The sequence below is a fragment of the Streptomyces sp. NPDC005775 genome (genome assembly GCF_042871565.1).
Classification (GTDB): domain Bacteria; phylum Actinomycetota; class Actinomycetes; order Streptomycetales; family Streptomycetaceae; genus Streptomyces.
This window is the reverse complement of sequence record NZ_JBIAIU010000006.1, coordinates 50,600-65,398: the sequence shown is the minus strand read 5'-3', so window position 1 is coordinate 65,398 and position 14,799 is coordinate 50,600. Positions and strand designations below refer to the sequence as shown.

Below are 14,799 nucleotides of genomic sequence, written 5' to 3'. Positions count from 1 at the left end.
TGAACGGGCGGTCGGCACAAGGAGTTGTACGAGCGGTTCTCGCGTCGGCTCCTCGTCGTCCGGTTGTCAGATGCCGGGCGCGGCGACCCGCGTATAGGCCGGCCCTGAGCCGCTGCCGCCCGCCGTGGTGACGCTCACCGCCACCGGACCGGGAGGGCCCGCGGGTGCGATCGCGGTGATCTGTGTGTCCGAGGCGACGGTGAAGGACACGGCCGTTCCGCCGAAGGTGACGGCCGAGGCGGTGGCCAGGTTCGTGCCGGTGAGGGTGACCACGGTGCCCGCGGACGTCGGACCGGTCGTGGGCGCCAGTGCCGTCACGGTCGGCGCGGCGACGTACGTGAAGGCGACGGGGTTGCTCGTGCCGCCCGGGGTGATCACCGTGATGGGGGAACTCCCCGTTCCCGGCGGGGCGGTGGCCGTGATCTGTGTCGCCGACACCACGGTGAACGAGGCGGCGTTGGTACTGCCGAACCGCACGGCACTGGCGTTGAGCAGATCACTCCCGGTCAGCGTGACCACCACACCACCGGTTGCCGGGCCCTGGGCCGGGCCGCCACCGGTGAGCACGGGAGGCGCGGCGTAGAAGAAGAAGGCGTCCGGGGCACTGGTGCCACCCGGGGTGGTGACGCTCACGCCGGCGGCCCCGGCACTCCCCGCGGGTGTCACGGCAGTGATCTGGGTGGCCGAGTTCACCGTGTACGAAGTCGCCGGGGTTCCGGCGAAGGCGACCGCTGTGGCCCCGGTGAACCCGGTCCCCGTGAGCGTGACACCGGTGCCGCCCGACGTCGGGCCGTTGCTGGGCGCCACTCCCGTGACCACCGGCACCTGCGCCACGACATAGGTGTACGTCAGCGAGTTGCTGTTGCCGGTCGGATGGACGACGGTCAGCGCCGCCGCACCCGCGGCGCGGGGCGGGCTGACAGCAGTGATCTGGGTGGCCGAGTTGATGGTGAAGGACGTCGCGTTGGTACTGCCGAACCGTACGGCGGTGGACCCCGTCATCCCCGTGCCGGTGAGGGTGACGGTGGTGCCCCCGGTGGTGGGCCCTTGCGTGGGATTGATGGTGCTGATCGTGGGCGGCATGAGGGTGCTCCTATGGCAGCCTGGGCAGAGCCCGGGATGATGCGCGTATCCGGACCGGGCCGGGACGAACCGTCGTGTTCGCGGTGACGGCGGAAGAGGGCCGTCCGCCCACCGAGGACCGGGCGCCCGGACGGGACGGGTGCCTCGGCCACCGCTCGGGGAGCGGTGGCCGAGGCGGGCTGCCGCCCGGTGGGGACGGGCGGCAGTGCGGACGACCGTCAGATACCGGGGGCCGCGACGTAGGTGAACGCGCCGGCGGCCGTGTCGGAACCGGCCTGGTTGGTCACCACGACATCGACCGCGCCGGCTGCGCCGGGCGGCGTCACCGCCGAGACCGTGGTGGAGTTCACCAGGCTGAACGGTGCCGGGATGCCGCCGAAGGTGACCGACTCGGTGGTGCCGAGGTCGGTGCCGGTGATGGTGACCCCGGTACCGCCGGACGTCGGTCCGGAGGCGGGCGTCACCGTGGTCACCGTGGGGACGTCCACGTAGGTGTAGGACAGACCGTTGTTCGACCCGCCCGCGGTGGTCACGCTCACTCCGACGGGGCCGGCCGCCGCGCCCGCCGGCACGGCGACGGTGAGCTGGGTGTCGGAGACGACCGTCGGTGTCGCGGTGTTGCCGCCGAACGACACACTGGTGGCCGTCGCCAGCCCGACTCCGTTGATCGTGACCGTGTTGCCGCCCGCCAGCGGGCCCGATGTCGGCCCGAGGGAGGACTTGAACGGGGCTCCGACGTAGAAGAACTGAAGCGGGTTGCTCGTGCCACCCCCGGTGGTCACGGTCACCCCGACGCTGCCGGCGCCCGAGGGCGAAACGGCCGTGACCTGGGTCGGCGACACGTTGGTGAAGGAGGTGGCCGGCTTGCTGCCGAAGGTGACGGCGGTGGTGCCGGACAGGTTCACACCCGTGATGGTCACCGGTGTGCCACCTCCGGTGGATCCCTGGTTGGGAGAGATAGGCATGGAGGGACTCCTCGCTGACAGGACAGGGACAGAGGACACAGCGGAACCTGGGGATCTGCGGAACTGTCCCTCGCGGAAGAACCTCGCGAGAGGACGGAGAGCTGAATCGTGCCACCGGTAAAGGAAGTTCCTTCGTGGGCACAAAGAAAAACCGGCAGACGCCGCCCTATACCGTATTCCCCGGTTATGGGATGGGCGGCCCACCGGTTCGCTGCTTCAAGTACCCCACAAAGAGGTACTCCTGGCAAGGTGTCAGCCTCGAAACTGGGGTCGCGGAGCTCTTCGGTGGGCGCTCGCGTACCACCGGCGCACACCATCGCCCTCGGCTCTGCCGGCACAAAAAAAGCCAGCCGGCACCGCGTGAGGCGGTACCGACTGGCGATCCAACCCCGTTCGGGTGCCCATCGTGATCCCGGCGGACCCGCGCCCTCCCCACGTGTGGAGGGAACAGTTCACCCCGGCGCCACGCTTCCCGAGCGGTACGGGCTGCCCAATGGCTGGAGTTCATCCAGTAACGCAGTATCCCGGCATATGCCACAAGCCCCGCACCCACCGCGTCACCCGATCGGAGTATCGCCCGTGACCGGCGCACGTGAAATGCCGGCTCCATTGTGCGTACGCCGACCGCGAACACCGCACGCTGATAACGGCTTTGGGGTTCGCGCGTTACCCGCTCCATTACCGGAGGTGCCGAATTCCGTCGCCGCAGCACGCGTGGGGACCGTGGCCCTTTCCCCGCCTGTTCTCCGCTGCGGCGTGATGCTGATCGGAGCTACGGCTCAGGGGGTACGTCCCGCGGAATCCCGCGCCCCCGCTCCATCCGCCTGCTGGGGCAGCATGAGCGCGGAATCCGCGTGCACGGTGACGCGTACCGGCATGAACTCCCGCGCCTCCGCCCTGGCTTCGCCCGTCCCGGGGTTCGGCGCGTAGCGCGGGTGCGCGCCCGCGCTGATCTGCCAGCGGATGCGGTGGCCTGCGGCGAAGCGGTACGCGGTGACGCTCATCGGGACCGTGAGGTGTGCCGGGTCCTCACCTGACGTACGCACCTGGGCGAGTCCGTCGCAGACGTTGGTGGAGCGGCCCGCCGCGTCCACGTCGCACAGCCGGGTGAAGACGTCCCCGAAGCCGGTGTCCGTGGACGCGCTGATCCTCGCGGAGACGGCGCCCAGCACCGTGACGGCTTCGGTCAGGACCGGGCCGGTGAAGGTGAGGACGTCATCGCGGGACTCCAGCGTGCGGTTGTCCCGGGAGCCGGCCATGAGCGAGAGGAGCGGACCGCCGAGGGAGGGGGTGGGGTCGGCCGGGTCGTGGCCGATGGACGTCAGGGGGGCGTTGTCCGTGGGCGGCTGCTGGGTGAGGTGGCCGTCGGCGGTCGGGTGCCACGCGGTGGTGGCCGGGGTGAGCGGCCACGCTTCGAGGTCCCGCCATGCCGCGTCCGCACCGCCCGTGTGCATGCGTACGGGGGTGGGGCGCAGCTCCGAGGGGTCACCGCACAGGTGCGCGCGGAGCCAGGCCAGGCTCTCGGCGAACACCTCGGGCCAGCCTTTCTGGAGGGCGGAGGTGTGGGTCCAGGGGCCGACGAGCAGGGCGGATTCGGCGCCCGCCGCGCGCAGCCGGGCGTACTGCGCGAAGGTCTGGTCGACGAGGGCGTCGTGCCAGCCGGTGATCAGGGCGGTGGGGATGCCGGGGCGGTCCGCCGCCTCGGCAGCCGACGCACCCCGCCAGTACGGGGCGTCCGCGTCCGGGTGCGTCAACACGTCGTCGAGCCAGGGCACTTCCTGCCCGAACGCGGCCGCGCACGCCCCCCGGAGCGGACGGGCCGTGACGATGTCCTTCAGGCGTCGCTTGAGCCGCAGGGTCGCCTTGATGAACGACGGCATGCCGCGGTGCTGGTACGTCATGCCGGTGCCGACGACGAGCGCGTTCTCCAGGTGGAGCACACCGTCCGTGTGGAAGAGGGCGTACGGGTCGTGCAGGCCGACCTGCACCACCATGGCCTTCAGCTCCGGCGGCGGGTCCAGGGCGAGCGCCCACTGGACGTAACCGAGGTAGCTGGGCCCCACCGTGCCGAGTGTGCCGTTGAACCAGGGCTGCTCGCGCAGCCAGTTCACCGTGGCGAGGCCGTCGGCGGCCTCGTTGCGCCAGAGGTCGAAGGTGCCGCCCGAGCCGCCGGTGCCACGGCAGCTCTGCACGATCACGTGGAAGCCCTGCTCGGCGAAGAGCATCCCGTACTGGGGGGACCAGGGCACGCCCCGCCCGTAGGGCGAGCGCACGAGGAGGGTGGGGAAGTCGCCCGCCTCGCGGGGGAAGTAGTGGTCCGTGATCAGGGGGCTGCCGTCGGCGGCGGGGACCGTCAGGCCCGGCTCCCAGGCGATCCGGTGGCGCCTGGCCGGCAGATTGCGCCAGGTGGCCCGCACCATGCGCGCGGAGAGCGGCGGCTTCACGGCCGACGGCGTCCAGGCAGGCCCGGGCACGGCGTCGCGCGTGGGTGATGTCATCGTTCGCCTCCATCGCTCAGAACATTCTCGTACTGTGTACGAGAATAGACGATGCTTGGATGAGCGGGACAGGAACCCTCAGCAGTGAGGAAGGGAGCAGCACGATCGTGACCCGTGCCGAAGGTGCCGGTGCCACCGGCGTCGACCCCCGCGAACTCTGGCTGACCCCGGACCGGCCCCGCCGGGGGCGCAGGCCCGCCTTCAGCCGCGAGGCCATCACGGTGGCGGCCGTCGCCCTGGCCGACACCGAGGGAATCGACGCGGTCACCATGCGGCGGGTCGCCGCCGAGGTGGGCGCCGGGGTCATGTCGCTCTACAGCTACGCCCCCGACAAGGAGACGCTGCTGGACCTGATGATCGACCACGTCAACGGCGAACTTCCGACGTCCGGTCCGCTCACCGGCGACTGGCGGGCCGACCTCAAGTCCATCGGGCACCTCCAGCGCGACCACATGCTCCGCCACCCCTGGCTGGCCACCGCGGTGCCCGCCCGCCGCACGCTCGGCCCCCGCACCCTCGCCTTCCTGGAACACGCACTGGCCGCCCTGCGCCCCAGCGGCCTCGACGGCGGCGCCCGGCTGGAGGTCTTCGCCCAGCTCACCGCGTTCGTGGCCGGGCACGTGGCCCACGAGGTGGCGCAGGCGGAAGCCGCTCAGGCCCCCGGCCGGGCCGCCGCCGAGGCGCTCTACCTCGCCGCCGTCGCCGCGGACGGCCACCACCCGGAACTGGCCGAGGCCCTCGCGTCGGCCGGCCGGCCGGTCACCCCCGACGCCACGTTCGCCCGCTTCCTCAACCGCCTCGTCGACGGCCTCGACGCCGGCTGACCGGCGGCCGCCCCCTACCGGGGTAGCAGGCGTGGACCGGCCGATCGGCACTCCGGTATCACGCGCCCGGGGACACGGGCGGGGCATCGTGGGGACGTCCGCAGCACAGCGCCCCACCGCCCACCGTCCCACCCGAACGGGGAGTTCCAGTGACCGCAGTCCCGCGTCCCCTCACCCACGCCCGTCGGCACGTGCTCGTCACCGGGCTGGCCGCGACCGCCGCGCTGGCCGCGTCCGCCGTACCGTCCGCCGCGGCCGGAAGGCGCGCTGCACGGACCGGGAGCGGAAGCGCCCGCACAGCCGCGAGCGGGAGCGCCCGCACGGCCGGGACCGCCAAAGCTCACGCAGCACTGCCGACCGCCCGACTGCCGCGCCCCACCGGCCCGTTCGACGTCGGCTCCACCACGTTCCACCTCGTCGACCGCACCCGGACCGACCCGTGGGCACCGGAGTCCTCCCCGTACCGCGAACTCATGGTCAGCGTCCGCTACCCGGCCGCGCCCGGCGGGCACGAGCCCCGTGTGCCGCAGATGTCCGCCGCCGCGGCCGCCCACTTCGGGGGGCCGGAGGGCGCCGCCGCCCTGAACCTGGGGATGGCACCGGGGACAGCCGACTGGGGCGCCACGCTCAGCCATGCCCGCCGGGACGCACCCGTGCACCCCCGGGCCCGCCGGCTGCCCGTCGTCCTGTACTCCCCCGGACTCGGGGACCCGCGCACCTGGAACACCGCACTCGTGGACGACCTGGCGAGCCGCGGATACGCGGTCGTCACCATCGACCACACCTACGAGGCCACCGAGGTGGAGTTCCCCGGCGGCCGCCTCGCCACGATGCGGATCTTCGACGGCGCCCCGCCCACCGACCCGGACGCGGTCAGCGCCCTGCTGCGGAAGGTCGTCGCCGTGCGGGTGGCCGATACGCGGTTCGTGCTCGACCGGCTGCCGGGGCTGAACCGGACGCGCTTCGAAGACGTACTCGATCTGCGGCGGGTCGGGATGTTCGGCCACTCCGCGGGTGGCTTCACCGCGGCCCAGGCGATGCACGACGACCGCCGGATCCGGGCGGGCGTCAACATGGACGGTCAGATGGACTACGTCGGCGGGGAGTTGCCGGACGGGACGCGGCTGAGCACGGTGGCGCTGGAGGGGCTCGAACGGCCGCTGCTGCTGATGGGTACGGAGGGCGGGGGTTCGGGCGACTACCGGCAGCAGCCGTCCTGGGCAGCGTTCTGGCGGAACACCCCCGGGTGGAAGGCGAACGTCACCCTGACCGGCTCGCGCCACGCCTCCTACACCGACGCGCAGGTACTGCTGCCGCAACTGGCCCGGCAGGGCGCGGAGCCCGGCGGCGGGCTGACGGCGGCGGTCGGGACGGTGCGGCCGGACCGGGCGGCGGCCTCGGCCCGGACGTATGTGACGTCGTTCTTCGGGCGGTGGCTGCGCGGCCACGACGACCACCTGCTGGACGGCCCCTCCGTCCGCTTCCCGGAGATGGTGTTCACCCGCTGAGGGCTGTCCCGTGATCCCTTGCGGGCGCACGACGACAGCCCTGGACGCACATGAAGCCGGCCCCCGGGGATCACTCCCCGGGGGCCGGCTTCGTACAGCTGTGCAGGAACTACCGATCCGTCAGGATCAGAAGTCCATGTCACCGCCCGGCATGCCGCCCGGAGCGCCGCCGGCAGCGGCCTTCTCCGGCTTGTCGGCGATGACGGCCTCGGTGGTGAGGAAGAGCGCGGCGATGGACGCGGCGTTCTGCAGGGCGGAGCGCGTGACCTTCGCCGGGTCGAGAATGCCCTCGGCGATCATGTCGACGTACTCGCCGGTCGCGGCGTTGAGGCCGTGACCGATCGGCAGGTTGCGCACCTTCTCGACGACGACGCCACCCTCGAGACCACCGTTGACGGCGATCTGCTTGAGCGGAGCCTCCAGCGCCAGCTTGACGGCGTTGGCGCCGGTCGCCTCGTCACCCGTGAGCTCGAGCTTCTCGAAGACGGCCGAGGCCTGGAGCAGAGCCACGCCACCACCGGCGACGATGCCCTCCTCGACGGCGGCCTTGGCGTTGCGCACCGCGTCCTCGATGCGGTGCTTGCGCTCCTTGAGCTCGACCTCGGTCGCGGCACCGGCCTTGATGACGGCCACGCCGCCGGCCAGCTTCGCGAGGCGCTCCTGGAGCTTCTCGCGGTCGTAGTCCGAGTCGGAGTTCTCGATCTCGGCACGGATCTGGTTGACGCGACCCTGGACCTGGTCGCTGTCACCGGCGCCGTCGACGATCGTCGTCTCGTCCTTGGTGATGACGACCTTGCGGGCGCGGCCGAGCAGGTCGAGACCGGCGTTCTCCAGCTTGAGGCCGACCTCCTCGGAGATGACGGTGCCACCGGTGAGGATGGCGATGTCGCCGAGCATGGCCTTGCGGCGGTCACCGAAGCCCGGGGCCTTGACGGCGACGGACTTGAAGGTGCCACGGATCTTGTTGACGACCAGGGTCGACAGGGCCTCGCCCTCGACGTCCTCGGCGATGATCAGCAGCGGCTTGCCGGACTGCATGACCTTCTCGAGCAGCGGAAGGAGGTCCTTCACGTTGCTGATCTTCGAGTTCACGATCAGGATGTACGGGTCGTCCAGGGACGACTCCATGCGCTCCATGTCCGTGGCGAAGTACGCCGAGATGTAGCCCTTGTCGAAGCGCATGCCCTCGGTGAGCTCGAGCTCCAGGCCGAAGGTCTGGGACTCCTCGACCGTGATGACGCCTTCCTTGCCGACCTTGTCCATGGCCTCGGCGATGAGCTCGCCGATCTGGGTGTCGGCAGCGGAGATGGAGGCCGTCGAAGCGATCTGCTCCTTGGTCTCCACGTCCTTGGCCTGCTCCAGGAGGGCGGCGGAGACGGCCTCGACGGCCTTCTCGATGCCCCGCTTGAGAGCCATCGGGTTCGCACCCGCGGCCACGTTGCGCAGGCCCTCGCGGACGAGCGCCTGGGCCAGAACGGTGGCGGTGGTCGTACCGTCGCCGGCGACGTCGTCCGTCTTCTTGGCGACCTCCTTGACCAGCTCCGCACCGATCTTCTCGTACGGGTCCTCCAGCTCGATCTCCTTGGCGATGGACACACCATCGTTGGTGATCGTGGGGGCGCCCCACTTCTTCTCAAGGACGACGTTGCGGCCCTTGGGGCCGAGGGTGACCTTGACGGCGTCGGCGAGCTGGTTCATGCCGCGCTCAAGACCGCGCCGGGCCTCCTCGTCGAAGGCGATGATCTTGGCCATATGAAGTGGTCCTCCCGGACAGGGGTGGATTTCTCCGGACCGAGTGGCGCCCGCGACGGACGGCCTGCCGTCTGCCGGTTCCTTGCCCCGACAGACCTGCGGGCCTCACCGGCCCGGTCCAAGTTTCTGTCACTCTCACCCAGAGAGTGCTAAGCCAATAATTAGCACTCGACCCCCGAGAGTGCAAGCGTCCCCCTCGGAGTGTGGACAGCGACCGGGGGGAGGCGACGGAGCGGTCGGGGGCACGGGGAAACGGCCCGGGACGCGCGGAGGGCCCGTACCTCTGGGGTACGGGCCCTCCGTGCGTGAGTAGCGTGTCGAACCCGGCCGGGCTCAGCCGACGGCGAGCTTGACCATGTCCGCCTGCGGCCCCTTCTGGCCCTGCGAGATCTCGAATTCAACTCGCTGACCCTCTTCGAGGGTGCGGTATCCGTCCATCTGGATCGCGCTGTAGTGGACGAAAACATCCGCACCACCGTCGACCGCGATGAAGCCGTACCCCTTCTCCGCGTTGAACCACTTGACGGTGCCCTGAGCCATGCCTAACTCCCCTATGTACTGGCCCTTGCACAGGACCGCACTTCGCGGGCCCGGGTCAGAACCCACCCTCCGACAGGAGAGGGTGCGTGCGCCGGAACGCGTCGACCGCGGCCGAATGTATCTGCCCAACTGCCCTCTGCAACAGGTCAATCGGACGAGAATTCTGAGCAGAACCGATCGCCCGAACATGGGGAATTCATGAGGATCCAGGGCAAGTCGGGCCAGGCAAAGGCGACTTATGGCGCAAGGAGCTCAAGCACATTGGCTGCTTCTGGTCGTGGCGCGGCGCATTCTCATATGCGGGGGGCACGGGCAGCGGAGGGGGCTTCCCTCACTCTACCCCGCTCAACCATGCAGAATTGCCCCCTCCGCTTCTCTCGCGGAGGGGGCAATCGTGGTCACGCTGTGAAGTCGGCCCGGCGGCCGGAAAGGCCGGGCCGCGGGCTCAGCAGCCGCCGGCGACGGCCGGGATGATCGAGATGCCGGCGCCGTCCGGGGTGACCGCGTCCAGGCCGCCCTCGAAGCGCACGTCGTCGTCGTTGACGTACACGTTCACGAAGCGGCGCAGCTTGCCCTGGTCGTCCAGGACGCGGGCGGCGATGCCGGGGTGGTCCTTCTCCAGGGACTCGATGACCTGGGAGAGGGTCGCGCCCTCGGCCGGGACCTCGGCCTGGCCGCCCGTGTAGGTGCGGAGGATGGTGGGGATACGGACCTTGACGCTCATGGTGTGCCCTTCCTGAAGTCTCGGGTGGTCGGAAAGCTCGTCAGCTGCCGGCGAGGCCGGCGGCGCGGAAGGCTTCCAGGCTCGGGCGGATCGTGGCGCTCGCCTGCGAGGTGGCGGCCACCGCGTCCAGCGTCTTGAGGCCGTCACCGGTGTTCAGGACGACGGTCGTGAGCGCCGGGTCCAGCAGACCGGCGTCGATCAGCTTCTTCGTCACGCCGACCGTCACCCCGCCCGCCGTCTCGGCGAAGATGCCCTCGGTGCGGGCCAGCAGCTTGATCGCGTCGACGACCTGCTCGTCGTTGACGTCCTCGACGGCACCACCGGTGCGGCGGGCGATGTCCAGGACGTACGGGCCGTCGGCCGGGTTGCCGATCGCCAGGGACTTGGCGATGGTGTTCGGCTTCTGCGGGCGGACCACGTCGTGGCCGGCCTTGAAGGCGGCGGAGACCGGCGAGCAGCCCTCGGCCTGGGCGCCGAAGATCTTGTACGGCTTGTCCTCGACCAGGCCGAGCTTGATCAGCTCCTGGAGGCCCTTGTCGATCTTCGTGAGCTGCGAACCGGACGCGATGGGGATGACGATCTGGTCGGGCAGCTGCCAGCCGAGCTGCTCGCAGATCTCGTACGCGAGGGTCTTGGACCCCTCGCCGTAGTACGGGCGCAGGTTGACGTTGACGAAGCCCCAGCCCTCGCCGAGCGGGTCGCCGATGAGCTCGGAGCAGAAGCGGTTGACGTCGTCGTAGTTGCCCTCGATGCCGACCAGCTCACCGCCGTACACCGCGGCCATGACGACCTTGCCCTGCTCCAGGTCGTGCGGGATGAACACGCAACTGCGCAGGCCGGCCCGGGCGGCGGCGGCACCCACCGCGCCGGCGAGGTTGCCGGTGGAGGAGCACGACAGGGTGGTGAATCCGAAGGCGCGGGCGGCCTCGACGGCGATCGCGACGACGCGGTCCTTGAAGGAGTGCGTCGGGTTGCCGGAGTCGTCCTTGACGTACAGGCCGCCGGTGACGCCCAGCTCGCGGGCGAGGTTGTCGGCCTTGACCAGCTTGGTGAAGCCGGGATTGATGTTGGGCTTGTCCGCGACGTCGGAGGGGACCGGCAGCAGCGGCGCGTAGCGCCAGATGTTGTTCGGTCCGGCCTCGATGCGCTTCTTCAGCTCGTCCGGGGAGCCGCTCGGCAGGTCGTACGCCACTTCGAGCGGCCCGAAACAGGACGCGCAGGCGAAAAGGGGGCCGAGTGCGAATCGCTCTCCGCATTCGCGGCAGGAAAGCGCCGCGGCGGGACCGAGGTCCACAGAAGCTTCGGTGTGTGCTGCAACAGTCTCAACAGCCATGATGGCGAGGCCCTTTCTCCTCATCTTCCTCGCGACGCATTTCGTCACGAGACGGAATTGGCACCTTCCCCACCTGACCTCGCGGTCGGCGGGAGGGTTGCCGGGACTTCAACGGGCCGTTCCCTCTGTCCCTCTGGATGAGCGCTGTGGCACTGGACCATGGATCCAGGCGTTTATCGGCGGACGGACCCCGGCATGCGACGGCCATCTGCGTTGTTCAAGACTGTAACCGAAGCACTGGACGGTTGAGATAGTCGTCCGTACCGCGAGATGGATCACATACAGGGAGTATCGACCGTGCTGGAAGAGGTCGAACGCTGGCTGACCAGGCGTTCCTGGTCAGCCGCCGACCGCCCGCTGGACCGTCTGCTGGATGCCAGGAAGGACGCGCACGGGACGGGCGTGAGCGTGGTGCTGCCCGCGCTGAACGAGGCGGAGACGGTCGGGGACATCGTCACGACGATCCGGCGCGAGCTCATGGAGAAGGTCCGGCTGGTCGACGAGCTCGTGGTGATCGATTCCGGCTCCACGGACGCCACCGCCGACGTCGCCCGCCGGGCGGGCGCCCGGGTGGTCCACCGGGACGCGATCCTCCCCCGCATCCCGGCCGTCCCCGGCAAGGGCGAGGTGCTCTGGCGGTCACTCCTGGTGACCAGCGGTGACATCGTCTGTTTCATCGACGCGGACCTGAAGGACTTCTCGGCGGACTTCGTCTCCGGCATCGTCGGCCCGCTGCTGACCGACCCCTCGGTGCAGTTCGTCAAGGCGATGTACGACCGCCCGTTCGGCGACACCACGGGTCAGGGCGGCCGGGTCACCGAAATGGTGGCACGCCCGCTCCTCAATCTGCACTGGCCGCAGCTGGCCGGTTTCGTCCAGCCGCTGGGCGGCGAGTACGCGGTGCGGCGCTCGCTGCTGGAGCGGCTGCCGTTCCCGGTCGGTTACGGAGTGGAGCTGGGCCTGCTCGTCGACTCCCTGCACACGGTCGGCCTGGACGCGCTCGCGCAGGTCGACGTCGGCGTCAGGAAGCACCGCCACCAGGACGGCCAGGCGCTCGGCCGGATGGCGGCCGCCATCTACCGGACCGCTCAACTCCGCCTGTCCCGCGGTCACCTGGTCCGGCCGTCGCTGACCCAGTTCGAGCGTGGCGAGCACGGTTTCGTCCCGCACACGTACCCGGTGGACACCGAGGAGCGGCCGCCGATGCGCGAGATCGAGGAATACGTCGCACGCCGCGCGGCGTGAGACGGCATGACTTCGCACGTTTGGGCGGTTCGTGATCGGGCTAGATTCCGCCCATGGTCTCCGAGCACGCACCTCAGCCCGCTGCCCAGGTACTCGTCGCGTCCAACCGAGGCCCGGTCTCGTACGCGCTGCGCGAGGACGGCGGCCTCGACTCCAGACGCGGCGGGGGCGGGCTCGTCTCCGGCCTGAGCGCCGTCGACGACAAGATGTGGGTCTGCGCCGCCCTCGGGGACGGTGACCGGGAGGCGGTGCGGCGCGGGATCGGCGAGCCGGGCGTCCGGATGCTCGACATCGACGCGAAAGTGCACGCCGACGCGTACAACGGCATCGCCAACTCGGTGCTCTGGTTCGTCCACCACCTGCTCTACCAGACCCCCGTCGAGCCGGTCTTCGACGCGGAGTTCCGCCGCCAGTGGGCCGCCTTCGAGACGTACAACCGGGCCTTCGCCGAGGCGCTCGCCGAGGAGGCGGGCGAGGGTGCGGCGGTCCTCGTGCAGGACTACCACCTGGCGCTGGTGCCCGGCATGCTCCGCGAGCTGCGCCCCGACCTCCGGATCGGCCACTTCTCGCACACCCCGTGGGCGCCCGTCGACTACTTCCGGCTGCTGCCCGACGACATCGCCGAGCAGCTGCTGCGCGGCATCCTCGGCGCCGACCGGGCGGCGTTCCTGACCCGCCGCTGGGCCGACGCGTTCATCGGCTGCTGTACGGAGATCCTCGGCGGCACCGGGCACACCCGGGTCGGGGTGCACGGCCTCGGGGCCGACGCGGACTTCCTGCGCCGCCGCGCGCACGAGGCGGACGTGGACGAGCGGATGGCGGCGCTGCGGGAGCAGGTGGGCCCCGGCCGGAAGACGATCGTGCGGGTGGACCGTACGGAACTGTCCAAGAACATCGTCCGCGGGATGCTCGCCTACCGCGCCCTGCTCGACGAGCGGCCCGAGTGGCGCGGGCGCGTCGTCCACATCGCGTTCGCCTACCCCTCGCGGCAGGACCTCGCGGTCTACCGGGAGTACACGGCCGAGGTACAGCGCGTCGCCGACGGGATCAACGAGACGTACGGGACGGCGGACTGGACGCCGGTCGTCCTGCACGTCAAGGACGACTTCGCCCGCTCGCTGGCGGCGTACCGGCTGGCGGACGTCGCCCTCGTCAACCCGATCCGGGACGGGATGAACCTCGTCGCCAAGGAGGTCCCGGTCGTCTCCGACGCCGGCTGCGCGCTGGTGCTGTCGCGGGAGGCGGGGGCGTACGAGGAGCTGGGCACCGACGCGATCACGGTGAACCCGTACGACGTGTCCGCCACCGCCGCGGCCCTCCACGAGGCGCTGACGATGGCGGACGACGAACGGACGGCCCGTACGGAGCGGCTGGCCGCGGCCGCCACCGCGCTGCCGCCGCAGCAGTGGTTCCTGGACCAGCTAGAGGCGCTGCGCCAGGGCTGACAGGAACTCCACGACGGCCCCCGGCCCCGGCAGCGACAGATCGGCGCGTTCGGCCAGTTCGGGCACTTCCGCGCTGCCGCTGCAGATCAGCAGGCCGGGGGGGCCTTCGGGGCCCTCGGTGCGGAGCTTGTCGACGGCGGCGAACGCGGCGAGGTCGCCCAGGTCGTCACCGGCGTAGAGCACACAGCCCGCGTCGGTCTCGTGCGCGTACCGGGTGAGGGCCACGCCCTTGTCCATGCCGGAGGGGCGCAGCTCCAGGACCAGGCGTCCCGGTTCGACGATCAGTCCGTGGCGGGCGGCGAGCTCGCCCAGGGGGCCGCGCAGTGCCTCGAAGGCGGCCTGCGGGTCGGCGGCGCGGCGGGTGTGGACGGCGAGCGCCTGCCCTTTCTCCTCTATCCAGGTGCCGTGCCAGGAGTCGAACCGGTCGAGCACGCCGGGAAGTTCGGCCCGGACGGCGGCGACGCCGGGGTGCGGGGCGGGGGCGCGGACGGTGCCGGAGACGGCGTCCCAGCGTTCGGCCCCGTAGTGCCCGAGGACGACGAGCCGGTCCAGGCCCGCGACGCCCGCGAAGCCGCCGTAGCGGACCGCGACGCCGGCCGGGCGGCCGGTGATCACGGCGATCGACGCGACCTTGGGGGCGAGTGCGGCCAGGGCCTCGACGGCGCCGGGGTGCGCGCGGGCCTGTTCGGGGTCCGGGACGATGTCGGCGAGCGTGCCGTCGAAGTCGAGTGCGATGACGGCGCGGTCGGGCCGGGCGAGGAGCGCGGCGAGGCCCTCCTGACCGGCGGGGGTCGTCGGGGCCGGCAGGGGCGGGGTGTGCGGGTGGCTGCCCATGCGACGAGCCTATCGGTGGGCTCGTCGCGGGTGCGGCAGATCCAGCCG

General features: G+C 71.0%; 12 protein-coding genes and 1 riboswitch. Of the genes, 4 read left to right on the top strand and 8 right to left on the bottom strand.

Features of this window, described 5'->3' with window-relative positions; all coding sequences use genetic code 11:
* Positions 1-66: 66 nt before the first annotated feature.
* The 3 genes from ACFYPA_RS15845 to ACFYPA_RS15835 all read right to left on the bottom strand — a co-directional run bounded on the left by ACFYPA_RS15845 (position 67) and on the right by ACFYPA_RS15835 (position 4,546).
* Positions 67-1,083 carry an IPT/TIG domain-containing protein gene (locus tag ACFYPA_RS15845; RefSeq protein ID WP_359085845.1) on the bottom strand — a complete coding sequence of 339 codons (1,017 nt, stop codon included), beginning with the start codon at positions 1,081-1,083 and terminating at the stop codon, positions 67-69.
* Positions 1,084-1,301: 218 nt separating this feature from the next.
* Positions 1,302-2,048: an IPT/TIG domain-containing protein gene (locus ACFYPA_RS15840; protein WP_389132220.1), complete on the bottom strand. Its 747-nt coding sequence runs from the start codon at positions 2,046-2,048 to the stop codon at positions 1,302-1,304.
* Between the two features lie 779 nt (positions 2,049-2,827).
* Complete coding sequence (locus ACFYPA_RS15835) at positions 2,828-4,546, bottom strand: CocE/NonD family hydrolase (protein ID WP_389132217.1); 1,719 nt, start codon at positions 4,544-4,546, stop codon at positions 2,828-2,830.
* A gap of 107 nt (positions 4,547-4,653) precedes the next feature.
* Here ACFYPA_RS15835 and ACFYPA_RS15830 point away from each other — a divergent pair, with 107 nt between their 5' ends.
* Together ACFYPA_RS15830 and ACFYPA_RS15825 are read left to right on the top strand one after the other, a co-directional pair.
* Complete coding sequence (locus ACFYPA_RS15830; RefSeq protein WP_389132617.1) at positions 4,654-5,370, top strand: TetR/AcrR family transcriptional regulator; 717 nt, start codon at positions 4,654-4,656, stop codon at positions 5,368-5,370.
* A 149-nt stretch (positions 5,371-5,519) separates the two neighbouring features.
* Positions 5,520-6,878: an alpha/beta hydrolase family protein gene (locus ACFYPA_RS15825; protein WP_389132214.1), complete on the top strand. Its 1,359-nt coding sequence runs from the start codon at positions 5,520-5,522 to the stop codon at positions 6,876-6,878.
* Positions 6,879-7,004: 126 nt separating this feature from the next.
* On the opposite strand, the gene groL is transcribed toward ACFYPA_RS15825, so the two are convergent.
* The 4 genes from groL to thrC form a co-directional block, all read right to left on the bottom strand.
* Entirely contained in the window at positions 7,005-8,630 is a 1,626-nt protein-coding gene (gene groL, locus ACFYPA_RS15820; RefSeq protein ID WP_219573636.1) for a chaperonin GroEL, read from the bottom strand.
* A gap of 333 nt (positions 8,631-8,963) precedes the next feature.
* A complete protein-coding gene (locus tag ACFYPA_RS15815; protein ID WP_003967346.1) occupies positions 8,964-9,170 on the bottom strand; it encodes a cold-shock protein in 207 nt (68 codons plus the stop codon).
* Positions 9,171-9,615: 445 nt separating this feature from the next.
* Positions 9,616-9,894: a MoaD/ThiS family protein gene (locus ACFYPA_RS15810; RefSeq protein ID WP_148019364.1), complete on the bottom strand. Its 279-nt coding sequence runs from the start codon at positions 9,892-9,894 to the stop codon at positions 9,616-9,618.
* Positions 9,895-9,934: 40 nt separating this feature from the next.
* Positions 9,935-11,227, bottom strand: coding sequence for a threonine synthase (thrC, locus tag ACFYPA_RS15805; RefSeq protein WP_359085840.1), 1,293 nt, complete (start codon positions 11,225-11,227; stop codon positions 9,935-9,937).
* Positions 11,228-11,244: 17 nt separating this feature from the next.
* Positions 11,245-11,371: riboswitch (SAM riboswitch) on the bottom strand.
* 153 nt (positions 11,372-11,524) lie between these two features.
* Between thrC and ACFYPA_RS15800 the strand changes: the two genes are divergently transcribed.
* Both ACFYPA_RS15800 and ACFYPA_RS15795 read left to right on the top strand, forming a co-directional pair.
* Complete coding sequence (locus tag ACFYPA_RS15800; RefSeq protein ID WP_359085880.1) at positions 11,525-12,472, top strand: glucosyl-3-phosphoglycerate synthase; 948 nt, start codon at positions 11,525-11,527, stop codon at positions 12,470-12,472.
* Positions 12,473-12,525: 53 nt separating this feature from the next.
* Complete coding sequence (locus tag ACFYPA_RS15795; RefSeq protein WP_359316389.1) at positions 12,526-13,917, top strand: trehalose-6-phosphate synthase; 1,392 nt, start codon at positions 12,526-12,528, stop codon at positions 13,915-13,917.
* Here the strand turns inward: ACFYPA_RS15795 and otsB are convergent.
* Complete coding sequence (otsB, locus tag ACFYPA_RS15790; protein ID WP_389132210.1) at positions 13,894-14,751, bottom strand: trehalose-phosphatase; 858 nt, start codon at positions 14,749-14,751, stop codon at positions 13,894-13,896. The genes ACFYPA_RS15795 and otsB overlap by 24 nt on opposite strands.
* Between the last annotated feature and the right edge of the window lie 48 nt (positions 14,752-14,799).

Bases quoted from the DNA above. Each gene is read 5' to 3' on its own strand.
- ACFYPA_RS15845 (WP_359085845.1), bottom strand. From the start codon at position 1,083: ATGCCGCCCACGATCAGCACCATCAATCCCACGCAAGGGCCCACCACC.
- ACFYPA_RS15840 (WP_389132220.1), bottom strand. From the start codon at position 2,048: ATGCCTATCTCTCCCAACCAGGGATCCACCGGAGGTGGCACACCGGTG.
- ACFYPA_RS15835 (WP_389132217.1), bottom strand. From the start codon at position 4,546: ATGACATCACCCACGCGCGACGCCGTGCCCGGGCCTGCCTGGACGCCG.
- groL (WP_219573636.1), bottom strand. From the start codon at position 8,630: ATGGCCAAGATCATCGCCTTCGACGAGGAGGCCCGGCGCGGTCTTGAG.
- ACFYPA_RS15815 (WP_003967346.1), bottom strand. From the start codon at position 9,170: ATGGCTCAGGGCACCGTCAAGTGGTTCAACGCGGAGAAGGGGTACGGC.
- ACFYPA_RS15810 (WP_148019364.1), bottom strand. From the start codon at position 9,894: ATGAGCGTCAAGGTCCGTATCCCCACCATCCTCCGCACCTACACGGGC.
- thrC (WP_359085840.1), bottom strand. From the start codon at position 11,227: ATGGCTGTTGAGACTGTTGCAGCACACACCGAAGCTTCTGTGGACCTC.
- ACFYPA_RS15795 (WP_359316389.1), top strand. From the start codon at position 12,526: ATGGTCTCCGAGCACGCACCTCAGCCCGCTGCCCAGGTACTCGTCGCG.
- otsB (WP_389132210.1), bottom strand. From the start codon at position 14,751: ATGGGCAGCCACCCGCACACCCCGCCCCTGCCGGCCCCGACGACCCCC.